Here is a 14,160-nt window from a genome sequence, read left to right on the forward strand (position 1 = left end):
GGCGGAAAGGTCGGGAAACCGATGGCTTAGGAACCCGAAAACGCCTTGCTTCACATCAGGAAGCCGATGGTTGCTGTCTTCCATATGTCAAAAACCTCCGACAGGTTGGCCTTACGCACGATGGCAAAGCCGAACCAGACATAGTGAACGGTAAAGAGGATGGAAAGGCCGGTCAACGCGGCCCTTAGCCAGGGGGAGTGGATCGCTGGCAAAGAGGGTTTCAGGCTTTGGAACCGTTGCCAGATGACCAGGCCGATGCCGTGGTACAGGCCCCAACAGATATAGCGCAGGGACAATTCATGCCACAGGCCGAGAACAAGCAAGGTGGCAATGGCGCCCAAGGCCGGACTGCGGGTCACGGAAACCACCGAGGTATATATGTAATCCCGGCACCACCCGGTCAGGGAGATGTGCCAGCACTGCCAATACTCAGAGAGGTTCCGGCGGAAGAACGGCCAATTGAAGTTCTCCATGACCCGAAAACCGAGTAACCGGGAAAAGCCGATGGCAATGTCGGCGAACCCGGAAAACTGGAAATACAGGTTCAATCCACCCAGGACAATCCACAAATAAGCCGCCAGGGCGGTCTGTTCGGGCGGTAGCTGATCCACATAGTCGCCAAGCAATCCGTTGATCAGGTAGTTGCCCAGAAAGCCAATTTTCACATAGCCGTAGAGGATGCGCTCGATCCCCTCGGGCAGCATGTCCCGCTCCATGCGGGTCCGATACAGGTCTCGCTGGTAGGCGTCGAAGCGGTGAATGGGACCGACAAGAATGGTCGGCAGAAAGAACAGATAGCCGACAATTTCCATGGGGGTGGTCTCTTGAAATCGGCCCCGATATCGTTCGAACAACAAATGCAGACAGCGGAAGGTGTAATAGGACAGGCCCAGGGGAATGATGGCGTCGGAGATGATGGACTCGATAGACTGTCCGGCGGCATTCAGTTTGAAATAAACCAAAACCGAGATGAAGAGCAGGCCTGTTGCCGCAATGGTGGGGCCGTTGGGATCACGCCGCCCCGCCACATAGGTTGTCACCAAGGTGAAAAATGTCAGAATACCCGCCGACAAGGGGGATGTGCGGAGCAAAAATGCCAGGGTTAAAACAATCAACACCCGCGCACGCCAGCGGGCTGGGGCGAGCCAAAAGAGACTGAAGGTCCCAATCATCCACAGCAGATATTCCAAGGAAAGGTAATGCATGGGGGCTCAGTCCTCCCCATCCGAAGGCCGGGATAGGCGGTCTTCAAGAAGCCTTTGGAGATCCCCCAGGCATTCAATAATCATGATTTCCCGGTGACTTAACGAAAGGCCGAATTGGATTTCCGTCTCCGTCAAGAGCGTGACGAAAGCCAGAGAATCCCATCCCGTCGTGTTGCCTGGTGTCGAGCGGCGCGACAGCTGATCCGGCTCGACATTGAAGACGGATGCGGCAATGCCCCGCAATCGTTCCCATACCGAAGGCCCCTCGCCGACGGTCGAGGGGTCCGAGGTCGGCAGGGGAGACAAACGCCATTGACCGCCGAGCTTGGTCAGCAAAAAGGGGGGCAATCCAAGAGCTTCAAAGAACCGGGCGGTGATTTCAGGCGGTGGTGACGGACTCACGATCGCCAGTCGTTGGAAGCCCTCGTGGGGGCGACCATCGCTCAAATGGCGGTCCGCCTCGGCCCACCGGACGGCCCGGTTTGAATCAAGAAGGATATGGCGGGCCCGGGTCCGGTAGAGCGCGCCCAAATCGGCGGCGACCGAGCAACGACCGCGGTCGAGAAAGAGCACTCGGGACTGGTGTTTCAAAGTATGCAGGATGAGCGAAGCGGTGAGGGGGGCCGTTTCGGAATCATCAACGATGGCCAGGGTCCGTTCCGGCTCCAGGGGAAACAGCTCACGCCATTGGACTGCCTCCCGGGCCAGAGCGTTGTCACCGGTGGTCCGTTCCCGCATCAACAAGTCGAGCGCGGGCGAACCGGTCGGCGCCTGCTTTATCAATTTTGCCGCCAAGCGTCGCCGGGAGAGATTCATTCCGCCTTCCACCGCGGGCCATCTGGGACGAATTTCCATCAGGTCGGTGATGAGGGTTTCGACGGTGTACAGTGCGGTTTCTTGCATAGCCCGCGCGGTTTCGGCCAGGGCAGCGCGGCGAATTTTGGCGGTGCCGGTGGTGCGCGGCAATTCATCGACGGCCACCAGCTGGCGGGGAATCTTGAAGTTGGGTAGCCGGTCGCGCAGGTGATCGCGCACCACTTCGAGATTGAGATCAAGATCAGCGCCGTTGGTTTCAATGAACAATGCAGGCACAAACCCCTCGATTTCCGCCGGATCCGCCATGGCGGCCACGGCATAGGCCCGGGGCTGCATCAGGTCGGCGAGAGCTTCTTCCACCTCTTGCGGGGCGACCTTGAGGCCGCCCACATTGATCATGTCGTCCGTGCGGCCCACGTAGGTCAGGTAACCCTCCGGGTCCAAGGTGCCAATGTCCCCGGTGATCAGCCAGTCGCCGTCCCTTTTGGTGGTCCAGGCCTCCGGCTGGTCAAAATAGCCGCTGGCCATGTTGGGCCCCGAGACCTGGATCTGACCTTCTTCGCCACCGTCGATCGGTTGACCGGCGGAATCGGTCAGGCGCAAGGCAATACCGGGGGAAGGGCGTCCGACCGTATCGATTTTGTCCCGCTCGGCGTTCAATTCGAGAATGGTGCAGCGAATGGCCTCGGTCAGGCCGTAGCTGATGAAGCAGCGGGTCGTTGGGAAGGTCTCAAGCAGCGTTTCGCGATGGTGGTGGGGCAGGTGGCCGGATCCCAATTCGATCCATTTCAGGTTAGCGGCCGATTGTCGCAGGGCGGGCAGATAGCCCTCGATCAGGATGGTCATGGCGGAAACAGCCGCTGACAGCATGGTGCATTGCTTGTCGACAAGATCCTCGGCCACGGCAGCCGACGAAAACAGACCCGACCGTAAGACTGCCGTGCCGCCAAGGTGCAGGGCGCAACGGACACGGCCCAAGCCGAACCCATGTTCCAAAGGGGCGCTGACCAGATCGCGTACTGTGTCGTCCAGTCCCATGCGTTGGTTCATATAGGCAGCCGTACGGCACAGGGAACGATGGGAAAGCTGGGCACCCCGGCGGACACCCTGAGTGGTCCCGGAGGTCAGGATCAACAAGCCGATGGATTCCGGGTCCAGGTCGGGCAGGGTACCTGGTGCCTGGCTATCGAATGCGCTGACGTCGAAGCGATGCTTGGCGGATGCAAATGCCTCGGCGCGAAAGCTATTGCGATCCAGCAGGATGGCATGGGGACGAAAATAGCTTTCGGCGGCGCCCAGGTCTTCCTCGGCAGCGGAAACCGGTAAGACTGCGGCGCCTGTTCCCATGCCCGCCAAGACAGCGATCATCAGATCGATCTTGTTTTGTGCGACCACCATGACCCGCGCTCCAGGGCCGATGTTCCTGGCTGAAAGAAAGGCAACGCCTTGTCGCACGCGTCGATCAAGCGCGGCATAGGAAAGGACATCGTCGCCGTCAACGAGAGCGGGACGGTCAGGCACAGACGATGCATGGATCGCGATATGCCGGGGTAGAGGTGGATAGATCGAATGCATATTATGCGTGAAGTGGGGGTTGTATGCCGATATTACGTGCGGCCATGGTAGCGCGTTTAGGAACGATTGGAAAAGAAATTGCCGTCTCAGGGGGAGCCATACCCGCCGCCGCCCGGGGTTTCGATGACGAAAAGGTCACCGGCCGCCATGGCCACTTGGTCGTTTCCTTTCAAAGTATCGACCGCGCCATCGGCCTTTATGAGCCGATTGCGTCCCCGAGCCCCTGCCTGGCCACCCTTCAGGCCGTATGGATCGGTTTCCCGATGGGACGACAGGATGGTCGCGGTCATGGGCTCGAGTACCCGCATTTGACGGATGACACCATCGCCGCCGGGGTATTGTCCCGTCCCGCCGGAGCCGCGGCGGATGGAAAACGCCTCGATCCGGATGGGGTAACGCCATTCCAACACTTCCGGATCGGTCATGCGGGTGTTGGTCATGTGGCTATGCACGGCACTGGTGCCCGGATGATCGGGACCGGCGCCAGTGCCGCCGCAGATGGTTTCGTAGTTTTGATGGGTTTCGTTGCCATAGACAAAGTTGTTCATGGTGCCCTGGGATGATGCCAAGATTCCGAGGGCTCCGAACAAAGCATCGGTGATGGCTTGAGAGACCTCGGTATTCCCGGCGATCACCGCCGCCGGGTAGCGGGGATGGATCAGGCTGCCCTCCGGTACGATCAGATCGAGCGGCTTCAGACAGCCCTCGTTGAGGGGAATGCGGTCATCCACCAGACAGCGGAACACATAGAGCACCGCCGCCTTGCAGACCGCCAAGGGGGCATTGTAGTTGCCCGGGTCCTGGGGCGAGGTGCCGGTGAAGTCGATGGTCGCTTGACGGTTCATTTTATCAACCGAGATGCGCACGCGGATCTCCGCACCGCTATCCAATGGATAGGTGAACGAGCCGTCCGTCAGCACATCAAGCACCCGGCGCACGGATTCCTCTGCGTTGTCCTGCACATGGCCCATATAGGCGCGCACCACATCCAGACCAAAATGGGTGATTATTTCGCGCAGCTCGCGCAGGCCGGTCTCGTTGGCCGCCACCTGGGCGGTCAAATCCTGAATATTCTGATCCGGATTGCGGCAGGGATAGCGGCCCGACGCCAGCAGGGCGCGGGTCTCGGACTCGCGGAAACGGCCTTGCTCGACCAACAGGAAATTGTCGATCAGCACGCCTTCCTCGTCGATATGTCGGCTGTCCGGCGGCGAAGAACCGGGGGTGCGCCCTCCGATGTCCGCATGATGGCCTCGCGATCCCACATAGAACAGCACCTGGTCGCCTGATTCGTCGAACAGTGGCGAGATGACGGTCACGTCGGGCAAGTGAGTGCCGCCATTGTAGGGCGCGTTGAGGGCGAAGTGGTCACCGGGTTTCATGGTCGCATGGTTGTCACGGATGACCGTGCGTACCGTCTCGCCCATGGAGCCCAGATGCACCGGCACATGCGGCGCATTGGCTACCAGGTTGCCTTCGCCATCGAACAGGGCGCAGGAGAAATCCAGCCGTTCCTTGATATTCACCGACGACGCCGTATTGGCCAGGGTGCCCCCCATCTGCTCGGCGATGGACATGAACAAGTTGTTGAACACCTCCAGCATCACCGGATCGGCGCGGGTACCGATTGCCTCGGTGACCGGACGGGCTTCATGGCGTTCCAGGATCAGGTGTTCGAAGCCGTTGACCTGGGCCTGCCAACCGTTTTCCAGTACTACCGTGCCGGTGGCTTCGACAATAATCGCCGGACCGGTGAAAGTCTGCCCCGGGCACAGGTCGTCGCGATGATATAGCGGCACGGTTTGCCAACGGTCTTGTCCATGCAGGCGCACTTGGTCGCGGGGCGCGGGCGGGGCGGCGGTGCCTATGGGATGGTTTACTTCGTCGGCGGTTTCCGTGGTTGCCATGGCTTCCACCGTTACCGCCTCGATGACCATATCCCGATCGGCATTGATGAAGCCGAAGCGTTGCCGGTGAGCCTGCTCGAAATGCGCGCGCATGGCAGTGGTTGACCCGGCCGGGACGGGCAGGGCGGTATCGGTTCCGGCATAGCGCAGCAGAGCTGTATGCGCCACGGTGATGAGGTCGGCGGTAACGCCTTGTTTCGACAGCTCAGCGCGCGCCTCTTGTTCGGGCTTCGTGCAAGCATCGGCCACCGATGTTCCGGCGTCGGGTCCGAACACTCTTTCCACTTGCGCTTCCCGCATCGCCCGCACATCCGCCAGTCCCATGCCATAGGCCGATAGAACGCCCGCGAAAGGATGCAGAAACACCCGGGTCATGCCCAAGGCATCGGCCACCCGGCAGGCATGCTGCCCTCCGGCGCCGCCGAAGCATTGCAGGGTATATCGGGTGACGTCATAGCCCCGTTGTACCGATATTTTCTTGATGGCATTGGCCATGTTTTCAACGGCAATACGCAAGAATCCCTCGGCCACTTGTTCGGCGGTCGGGCGGTCGGGCAAATCGGCGGCCCGGGCTTCGAATTTGTGTCGTACGATTTCGGCGTCCAGCGGTTGATCGGCCTGGGGGCCGAAGACCTTGGGGAAGTGGTCGGGCTGAATGCGGCCCAGCATGACATTGCAGTCGGTCACCGCCAAAGGACCGCCGCGCCGGTAGCAGGCCGGACCGGGATCGGCCCCCGCGGAGTCTGGCCCGACCCGGAAGCGGCTGCCGTCGAAGCGCAGGATGGAGCCGCCTCCGGCGGCCACCGTGTGGATATGCATCATCGGCGCGCGCATGCGCACCCCGGCTACCTGGGTCTCGAAGCTGCGCTCGAACTGGCCATCATAGTGGGTGACATCGGTGGACGTGCCGCCCATGTCAAAGCCGATCAGCTTGGTGAACCCGGCCTGCGCCGCCGTCCGTACCATGCCCACCACGCCTCCGGCGGGTCCGGAAAGGATGGCGTCCTTGCCCTGAAACAGGCGGGCGTCGGTCAGACCGCCACTGGACTGCATGAACAGCAGGCGAGCCTCGCCCAAGGGCGCCGCCACCTGATCCACGTAGCGACGCAGGATCGGCGACAGATAGGCATCCACCACCGTGGTATCGCCGCGCGGCACCAGTTTCATCAACGGGCTGACCCGGTGGCTGATCGAGATTTGGGTAAAGCCCACTTGCCGGGCGATTTCAGCCGCGCGTTGTTCGTGAGCGGGGTAGCCATAGCCATGCATGAAAAGAATGGCTAAGGCGCGGATGCCCTCGTCATGGGCGGCTTGCAGGGCTGCACGAAGGCTGGGTTCATCCAAGGGGCACAAGATGGTGCCGTCGGCGGCGATCCGTTCGTCGGCTTCTATGACACGTTCATGCAATAGATCAGGCAGCACCACATGGCGGGCAAACAGGTCCGGACGGGCCTGGGTGCCAATGCGCAAGGCATCGCCGAATCCCCGCGTAGTGACCAGCACGGTGCGATCTCCACGGCGTTCCAGCAGCGCATTGGTGGCCACCGTGGTGCCCATCTTCACTGCGTCAATGGCCTCGGTTGGAAGGGCCTTGTCCGAATCCAGTCCAAGCAGGTTGCGGATTCCCTGCAAGGCGGCATCTTGGTAATGCTCCGGATTTTCCGACAGCAGCTTTTGAGAGAGCAGCGCTCCGTCGGGGCGTCGGGCGACGATATCGGTGAAAGTGCCGCCCCGATCAATCCAGAATTGCCATTTATCCATGCAAAGCCAACATGCTGTCCGGTTGGTCCGTAAAGATCGCGTCCACGCCCATGGCAAACAGAGCCTTGGCCCGCACTGGATCATTTACCGTATAGGGATGGACGAGATAACCCGCTGCGTGAATATCGGCAACCAGCCGTTTGTGCAGAAAGGCCTGATGGCAATGCAGACTGATGCAATGATGCCGTTTCAAGACCGTCCGCCAACGCAGGGGCACGGCGGTGGTGATCAGTCCCAGAGGAATCTCCGGCAAGGAGGCCCGGAACAGGTCCAAAGAGTCCGGGCTCGCGGAGGAAACCAGCAGCCATTCCCCGGAAACAACGTGGCGTTCGAGGGTTTTGACGACGGCCTGCACCGTCGGCTCTTCCCATCCCGTGGTCGGTTTGAGCTCCAAGTTGAGGGTCATATCCCGCTGGCGAATCAGCTTCAGCGCTTCGTCCAGGGTCGGGATGCGTTGTCCGGCAAAGCCCGGGTCGAACCAGGAGCCCGCATCCAGGGATTTCAGCTCTTCCAGCGTCTTGAGAACCACGGGGCCGCTGCCGTCGGTGCAGCGGTCCAGGGTTTCATCATGCAGGATCACCGGGATGCCATCGGCGCTGACGGTCACATCCAATTCGACGGCCTGGGCGCCCAGATCGGCGGCGAGCGTGATGGCCGCCAAAGTGTTCTCCGGCGCGCGCGCGCTGGCACCGCGATGGGCGATAATGGGGGCAATAATGGGGGCAATAATGGGAGGGGAAGAACCGTCGGGCCCCATGGGTGCTATCCTTTACCGGACGTGTCAGTCCTTGGAGCATGCCCAATCAAGAGCCCGTCGGCAACGGGAGAACGGGTTTAGTCCTGGGTGGTAAGCGACGCGGTGATATCCGGCCGTTCAGTAAGCACTTTCAACACTTCGGGGCGCGTAGCGGGGCGTTCGGAACCGTCCACATAGCGGAGGTAAATGGTTCCCATGCGGTCCATGCGATATCCGGTGTGAATGCTCATGCGTAACTCCGTCCTTGTTGATACCAGAGTATTTTGGTGAGTAATGACATGCTGTCAATATTAGAATCGATATAAAACTATACATGTTGGAAAAGTCGTTGAAAAACAAAGAGTAAAGAGGGAATTTAATTTCGTTTTGAGATCGTAATGGGTAGGGGTTGGGGCGAATTGTCTAATCCCTGAGCGAACATTTTTTGAAACCAGTACAATTCAGTCAGCTAATTGATTGCGAGCGATCACCTGGGCGTAGGCACCTTGTTGCGGAATTTCGAAAGGCTTGTCATTCAGGTTTTTTGCGGAAAACACAGCTTAGTACCGCCTTGGTCGGTAAGGCGTTCGCGGCTTCCAGGGCCTTGTAGTCATCCAGGCTGGTAAACGGGACATAGGCGCCCCGAGGGGTAAAGGCCGCGCAAGCCAATTCGAGAATCTCGTAATCGTTGACCCGGGCCAGATCGAGAAAGAGGGTCGGGCTGACGGAGTAGAATCCATGATTTACTTGGCCGGTCATGGGCTGGGTATGGATCATCAGTCCATTGGGGTGACAGTGGTCGTGGACTGTGCGGTAAACCTGGGCGGTATCGAACACATGCTCCGCTGTTCCTATATTGGTAACCACGTCGAATAGGTCCTTGAAAGGCAGGGGGTGGTTGAGGTCATGCCGCAGGCCGTTGGGGCTGACGAAATCGATGGCGCGATAGTCCCGGTGGTTGAGCACCACGCCATAGAAAGCTTTGACCAGATCGAAGGCGGCGCGAGGGCCGAAAGATTGATTCACCGCTGCCATGTCCTCGGCAAATCTGCGCAGGGTTTCCGGCCGATCCTCGGCGGCGGCCATGCAACGGGCGACCAGGTCCGGGACCGGGACATCGCCCAGCCAGTGCTGTTCCCCCAATTCAAGCAGGCGCGGCGCGCGGGGGAAGTGGCCCAGGTCGCTCAAACGCCAGAAAAGATCAAATTCAACCCGAGTGATGGCCATGGTTGGTTCCGTCTAAACCTGGTCCGTGATCCGGCACCACACCGGTGTATGATCGCTGGGCTTTTCCCATCCGCGCGGGATGCGGTCGATGTCGGCGGCGTCCAATCGGTCGGCGGCCTGGGGGGAGAGGAGCAGGTGGTCGATGCGGACGCCGAGGTCCTTTTGCCAACCGCCGCCGCGATAGTCCCACCAACTGTAGCGGCCCGGCTCCGGATTCAGGGTCTTGTAGGCATCGGTATAGCCCAGCCAGAGCAGCTTGCGGAAGGCGGCGCGGCTGGCCGGGCGGCACAGGGCATCGTCGGCCCAGCCTTGCGGGTCGTGGCAGTCTTCGTCTTCCGGCGCGACGTTGTAATCGCCGCCGAGAATGACAGCCTCTTCGGTTGCCAGCAGCCCCCGGGCATGGGCGCAAAGGCGTTCCATCCAGGCCAGTTTGTAGGCGTATTTCTCGTCGCCGCCGTTGCCGTTGGGTAAATAGATCGACGCCACTCGTATCCCGGCGGTGCGGGCTTCCAAGTATCGGGCCTGGGGATCGTCGGCATCACCGGGTAGGGCGGTTTGCAGCACCTCGATGGGAGTCTTGGAAAGGATTGCCACGCCGTTGTAGGTCTTTTGGCCCGAAGTCGCGATCTGATAGCCCAAGCCTCCCACTTCCAACGTCGGGAACCCTTCATCGACGCATTTGATTTCTTGCAGCAAGACAACGTCGGGAGAGGCCTCTTCCAGCCATTTGAGCAAATGGGGCAGGCGGGCCTTGACCGAATTGACGTTCCAGGTGGCGATGGTGGGCATGGGAGACTCCGAATTCCGACGGTTTATCCCTTCATAGCCGGTTTTCTTGCTCAGGTGCAGGCTCATCGGGCCTGATGTCCGATGCCGCTGATCGCCAGGCAGGGGTTCCAGGCGCCGCCATAGACTCGGACCGATGAGGGCGCCACGATGTCAGAAGACCTTGAAGCCGATGACCGAGACATCGTCCCGCCGCTTTTCGGCGCCTTGAAAGTCGGCGAGAGCCTGAAGAATTCTATGGCTCTGCTCGCTCATGGGGGATTGGGCGACGGATCGTAGCAGGGCACGGAAACGCTTCTTGCCGAACGACCGCCGTCGCTCCCCACCAATCTGGTCGATCAGTCCGTCCGAGGTGAGGTAGTAGCGGCAGTCGTCGCGTATCTGGAGGTTATGCAGGTCGTAGCGCTGAGCGTAATCGATACCGCGATAGCCGATGCCTTTTTTCGTGCCCTTGATTTCCAAGACCTCGTCCCTGTCGACCACGAACAGATCGAAACGGGCACCCGAGTAGGTCAAGGTGCGCGCGGCGGTATTGACGAAACAGGCACCCAGTTCCAATCCGTCGTCGGATTCTCCCCGGTGACTGTCCTGCCCGAGGGTGGTCTGGACATATTGATTAACCCGCTGAATCAAGGTCGACACATCGCCTGCCGCCAGATCGGGTTTAGCCCGTTCGATGGCGCCAATGGCGATCAGGGTCATGAAGGCACCCGGCACGCCGTGACCGGTGCAATCTCCCAACAGGATCAGGACGCCGTCGCCCCAGCGGCCACACCAATAGATATCGCCCCCCACCACGTCCCTCGGCTCCCACAACACAAAGTGATCGGCAAAAGCTCGAGCCATGACTTCCGTGGTTGGCAGCACCGAGCGCTGAATGCGACTGGCGTAGTGGATGGATTCGGAAATGGTATCGAAGGCATCTGTGAGCGAGTTCTTGGTGGCCTGGAGATCCTCGATCACCGACTGATAGAGGACATCCATCTGATCTTTCATCCCTTCTCCGATAGCCCGGTTGGACTCGGAGCGGGCCAGTTGTTTGCGCAGGATGCGGTTTTCCTTTTCCAGCGCGGTGAGGCTGTCGTTCATTTGGTCCCGCACCTCCTATTCCCCCAATAGCAAAGCGATGAAGGACTCATTGTGGAAACGGGCCCGCTGGTCCTCCGCCGTATAGGGGGCGATCTCCCCATACCCGTAGAATCCGCCGTGAGGGAGGTCTTCCCCCAAGACGTCCCGGATGATCGCGCCTTCTTCCCGGACCCGGGTGCCGAGAAGCATGCGTCGACCGGCGCAGGAAAAGAATAGTGCCGCCTGAGGCTGTTTGTCGTTCGGGAAACGGTCGTGGGCCTGTTGGGTGGATGTTCGGCAGCCGTCAAGGATGGAGTCCCGATCGGCAACGGTAATCTGAACCCGCGCACCCTGGCGCACATGGGCCAGGAAAGTGATGGAGCCGGTTTCGCCATCAACAATGCCGGGAGGGGCACGAAGGGCTTCGATGCGTCCCTGGTCGTCGAGCAGAGCCAGGGGTATGCTGCCACTGGGCATGGCATGGTCCCCCAAAAACTTACGGTAGAATTCGATTGCCGGTGCGCCGTCCACCTCGTACACCACCGGTCCTTCGGAGCGGGTGACGATGCCCGGTTCGCCGATCCCCTTCCAACCACTGGCTACGGCATAGGAATAGGCGAGGGGGCCGCTGAACAACAAAATGGGAAGGCTGTCGCTGACAACTTCCGCGCCGAAGAACTGCTTGCTGCCGGTGAACTGCCATTGGTCGGCGGTGGTGGCGCCCAGCAGCGGGACATCCTGCTCGCCCAGGATGCCGGTAAAGGTCTCCACCAGGGTCTGCCCATCCAAACCGACCGACTCGGGAACGGTAATGCAGAGAGCGGGCACTTTCTCTGTTCCGGCACGCGCCTCGTCGAGCGCCTGATGGCAGGCGGTCACCATATCTTTGCCCAGGTTTCTGCCCAGACCGGCGGTGATGTCCACCAGCTCCGAGCAAAACAGCATCAAGACAGTGGAATCCTCTGCGAAGGGCAATGCATTGGAAATCTCGCCATCGGTGGTACCGCCGATCAGGGTCAAACCGGGCCAGGCTTGGTTGATTCCCGACAACAGCTTTTGGTGGTCCATGTCAAAGGCGGCCAGCAGCAGGGCGGCGCTGGGTTGGCGATCTCCGAGGTTTCGCCTGGCATCGTCGAGAAGATCGTCGAGAGCCCCATCCACATCGGGATCTTCGCTATGGGCGGTCACCACGGAAAGCATTCAAGACTCCCGATAAATGAAGAGGTTGGAAGCTTACGTGAAAAATAGTGGACCGCAAAACCGGAAAATTGGCGGCGAAATTCCTTCGCGGCCCTTGGAAGCGGATGAGCTTGGCCTTACCTTACTCCCATGCGAGTCCTGCTTTCCGTTCTGGCCCTGATCCTCCTTGCCCAGCCCGCCAACGCACAACAGCGCTGCCCGGGCGGCGATACCCTGGTGGATGTGGCCCTGACCAGCGACCGGGGCGGGGTGCGATTCTATAACACCAAGACCCTCACCGATCTCAAACGCATGACCGGGCCGGGCAACTACGGCAACGGCGAACGGGTGCTCGGCCTGACCCGGCGGGTGCTGGACTATCGCCTGCAGGCCCGGACCCGCACCACCACCACCGACGGGCGGCGCTATTGCGTCTCCCTGTCCCGGGTCGATCTGCATCTGGGGTTCAAGGACTTCGAGGTCTATATCGCCCGCAAGTACCGCCCCGGCAGCTGCGCCTATCGGGTGACCAAGGAGCATGAACTGACCCATGTGGCCCTGTACCGCCGCGAACTGGCCGACTCCCTGGCGGCCTTCAAGGCCCGGGTGATCGATGCGGCCATGCGCGAGCCGGTAGTCTGGACCTCAGACATCAATGCCACCACCCAAGCCATGCTGAACCGTCTTAGCCGCCGCCTGCAAGCAGACCTGCGGCGCCTGGAGGACAACATGGACCGCGCCAACAGCGCCATCGACACGCCGGAGGCCTATCGGCAGGAGCATAACAAGTGTCGGGATTGGTGAGGAGGGGCCTCGCCCAAGTTCAGAGGCGCCCAGCCCGGGCCCGCTGTTTCATCTGCTTTCCCCAGGCCATCTCGCTGCCGCTTTCCAGCGCGTCCATGAGCATTTGATGCAGTTCCCGGTGGTCGGGCGTCTGGCGTAGATTGAGCAGGCGTGCCGTGGCGTCGGCCAGGGCGTGGCGCAGGGTGTTGGCGCGGCCCATCCGTTCTCCGTCGGCGGGCATTTTCACCGCGTGGTCGAGGGTCAGCCGGGACAGGTGGCAGGCCTCCACGTCGAGGCTGTTGTAGCCTCGACAGGCCAGCGGGCGGGCGGCGTAGATGCCACAGGTCCCGGCGTCGGGTTCCAGGAAGGCGCAGGGGATTTGCTTGGCCCAGCGGGAGCCTGGATTCAGGTCCGCCACCTGTTGGGCCACCTGTCGGACTCGGGGAAAGAGGGCGGCGGTTTCCGCCTCCGTGCGGTTCGCTTGCAGGTATTGGAGGATGGCGAAGGCCTCCGCCGGTTCGATCCCCACATGAGAGTGACAGCAGCCACCGCAGCCCGCCCGACAGGCGATGTCCTCAGGATCGAGGTCGGCCACGTTGGTTTCGTAAAGGGCTTGGGCCGAACGGGCGGCCTCCGCCAAGGCGTGGCGTTTGGGTGTCTTCCGGATATCGGCCAGGATGGTCTTGGCCAACCGGACGACGAGCTGTTTTTCCTCGGGTGTCAGGCGCTCAGATCCCGAACGAGGTGCCGCAGCCGCAGGTGGAGCTGGCGTTGGGGTTCTTGACCTGGAACGAGGCGCCCATCATGTCCTGGACAAAATCGATCTCCGAGCCGCCGAGCAGGTCCAAGGAGGTCTCGTCGATGATCACCTTTACGCCGTCATGCTCGAATTGCACGTCATCGTCGTTGGTCGCCTTGTCGAGGCTGAAGCCATAGGAGAATCCGGCGCAACCGCCGCCGGAAATAGACAGACGCAACATAAGGCTTTCGTCGCCTTCCATCTCGATGAGTTGGGCAATGCGCTTGGCGGCATTGTCGGAAATGGTCACCTGGGGAGTCTCGGACATGGTCTGGGTCCTCAAAATGCATATAACTCTTTGCTCATATTTGGGGTCGC

The 14,160-nt window shown here is 60.7% G+C and carries 12 protein-coding genes; 1 reads left to right on the forward strand and 11 read right to left on the reverse strand.

Features of this window, described 5'->3' with window-relative positions; all coding sequences use genetic code 11:
• Window positions 1-50: 50 nt before the first annotated feature.
• The 9 genes from MGMAQ_RS08145 to MGMAQ_RS08180 all read right to left on the reverse strand — a co-directional run bounded on the left by MGMAQ_RS08145 (window position 51) and on the right by MGMAQ_RS08180 (window position 12,281).
• Complete coding sequence (locus tag MGMAQ_RS08145; RefSeq protein WP_046021146.1) at window positions 51-1,205, reverse strand: MBOAT family O-acyltransferase; 1,155 nt, start codon at window positions 1,203-1,205, stop codon at window positions 51-53.
• Between the two features lie 6 nt (window positions 1,206-1,211).
• Entirely contained in the window at window positions 1,212-3,596 is a 2,385-nt protein-coding gene (locus MGMAQ_RS08150) for an AMP-binding protein (RefSeq protein WP_082085338.1), read from the reverse strand.
• 86 nt (window positions 3,597-3,682) lie between these two features.
• Window positions 3,683-7,264 (reverse strand): hydantoinase B/oxoprolinase family protein, encoded by a 3,582-nt coding sequence (locus tag MGMAQ_RS08155; protein WP_046021148.1) that lies wholly within the window; start codon window positions 7,262-7,264, stop codon window positions 3,683-3,685.
• Window positions 7,257-8,021: a glycerophosphodiester phosphodiesterase family protein gene (locus MGMAQ_RS08160; protein WP_046021149.1), complete on the reverse strand. Its 765-nt coding sequence runs from the start codon at window positions 8,019-8,021 to the stop codon at window positions 7,257-7,259. The genes MGMAQ_RS08155 and MGMAQ_RS08160 overlap by 8 nt, the downstream gene beginning before the upstream one ends.
• 77 nt (window positions 8,022-8,098) lie before the next feature.
• Window positions 8,099-8,251, reverse strand: a complete 153-nt coding sequence (locus tag MGMAQ_RS21025; protein ID WP_158498813.1) for a hypothetical protein — start codon at window positions 8,249-8,251, stop codon at window positions 8,099-8,101.
• Window positions 8,252-8,531: 280 nt separating this feature from the next.
• A complete protein-coding gene (locus MGMAQ_RS08165) occupies window positions 8,532-9,227 on the reverse strand; it encodes a hypothetical protein (protein WP_046021150.1) in 696 nt (231 codons plus the stop codon).
• Between the two features lie 12 nt (window positions 9,228-9,239).
• A complete protein-coding gene (gene xth / locus MGMAQ_RS08170) occupies window positions 9,240-10,016 on the reverse strand; it encodes an exodeoxyribonuclease III (RefSeq protein ID WP_046023115.1) in 777 nt (258 codons plus the stop codon).
• 150 nt (window positions 10,017-10,166) lie between these two features.
• A complete protein-coding gene (locus MGMAQ_RS08175; RefSeq protein WP_052716244.1) occupies window positions 10,167-11,102 on the reverse strand; it encodes a SpoIIE family protein phosphatase in 936 nt (311 codons plus the stop codon).
• Between the two features lie 15 nt (window positions 11,103-11,117).
• Complete coding sequence (locus tag MGMAQ_RS08180; RefSeq protein WP_046021151.1) at window positions 11,118-12,281, reverse strand: FIST signal transduction protein; 1,164 nt, start codon at window positions 12,279-12,281, stop codon at window positions 11,118-11,120.
• Window positions 12,282-12,410: 129 nt separating this feature from the next.
• Between MGMAQ_RS08180 and MGMAQ_RS08185 the strand changes: the two genes are divergently transcribed.
• Window positions 12,411-13,064, forward strand: coding sequence for a hypothetical protein (locus MGMAQ_RS08185; RefSeq protein WP_046021152.1), 654 nt, complete (start codon window positions 12,411-12,413; stop codon window positions 13,062-13,064).
• 19 nt (window positions 13,065-13,083) lie between these two features.
• Here the strand turns inward: MGMAQ_RS08185 and MGMAQ_RS19500 are convergent, their stop codons facing one another.
• Both MGMAQ_RS19500 and erpA read right to left on the reverse strand, forming a co-directional pair.
• Complete coding sequence (locus MGMAQ_RS19500; RefSeq protein WP_052716245.1) at window positions 13,084-13,734, reverse strand: YkgJ family cysteine cluster protein; 651 nt, start codon at window positions 13,732-13,734, stop codon at window positions 13,084-13,086.
• A 37-nt stretch (window positions 13,735-13,771) separates the two neighbouring features.
• Window positions 13,772-14,110, reverse strand: coding sequence for an iron-sulfur cluster insertion protein ErpA (gene erpA / locus MGMAQ_RS08195; protein WP_046021153.1), 339 nt, complete (start codon window positions 14,108-14,110; stop codon window positions 13,772-13,774).
• Window positions 14,111-14,160 lie beyond the last annotated feature (50 nt).

It is taken from the genome of Magnetospira sp. QH-2 (assembly GCF_000968135.1).
Taxonomy (GTDB): Bacteria; Pseudomonadota; Alphaproteobacteria; order Rhodospirillales; family Magnetospiraceae; genus Magnetospira.

Coding starts and splice junctions, on each gene's coding strand:
- MGMAQ_RS08145 (WP_046021146.1), bottom strand. CDS start 1,205: ATGCATTACCTTTCCTTGGAATATCTGCTGTGGATGATTGGGACCTTC.
- MGMAQ_RS08150 (WP_082085338.1), bottom strand. CDS start 3,596: ATGCATTCGATCTATCCACCTCTACCCCGGCATATCGCGATCCATGCA.
- MGMAQ_RS08155 (WP_046021148.1), bottom strand. CDS start 7,264: ATGGATAAATGGCAATTCTGGATTGATCGGGGCGGCACTTTCACCGAT.
- MGMAQ_RS08160 (WP_046021149.1), bottom strand. CDS start 8,021: ATGGGGCCCGACGGTTCTTCCCCTCCCATTATTGCCCCCATTATTGCC.
- MGMAQ_RS21025 (WP_158498813.1), bottom strand. CDS start 8,251: ATGAGCATTCACACCGGATATCGCATGGACCGCATGGGAACCATTTAC.
- MGMAQ_RS08165 (WP_046021150.1), bottom strand. CDS start 9,227: ATGGCCATCACTCGGGTTGAATTTGATCTTTTCTGGCGTTTGAGCGAC.
- xth (WP_046023115.1), bottom strand. CDS start 10,016: ATGCCCACCATCGCCACCTGGAACGTCAATTCGGTCAAGGCCCGCCTG.
- MGMAQ_RS08175 (WP_052716244.1), bottom strand. CDS start 11,102: ATGAACGACAGCCTCACCGCGCTGGAAAAGGAAAACCGCATCCTGCGC.
- MGMAQ_RS08180 (WP_046021151.1), bottom strand. CDS start 12,281: ATGCTTTCCGTGGTGACCGCCCATAGCGAAGATCCCGATGTGGATGGG.
- MGMAQ_RS08185 (WP_046021152.1), top strand. CDS start 12,411: ATGCGAGTCCTGCTTTCCGTTCTGGCCCTGATCCTCCTTGCCCAGCCC.
- erpA (WP_046021153.1), bottom strand. CDS start 14,110: ATGTCCGAGACTCCCCAGGTGACCATTTCCGACAATGCCGCCAAGCGC.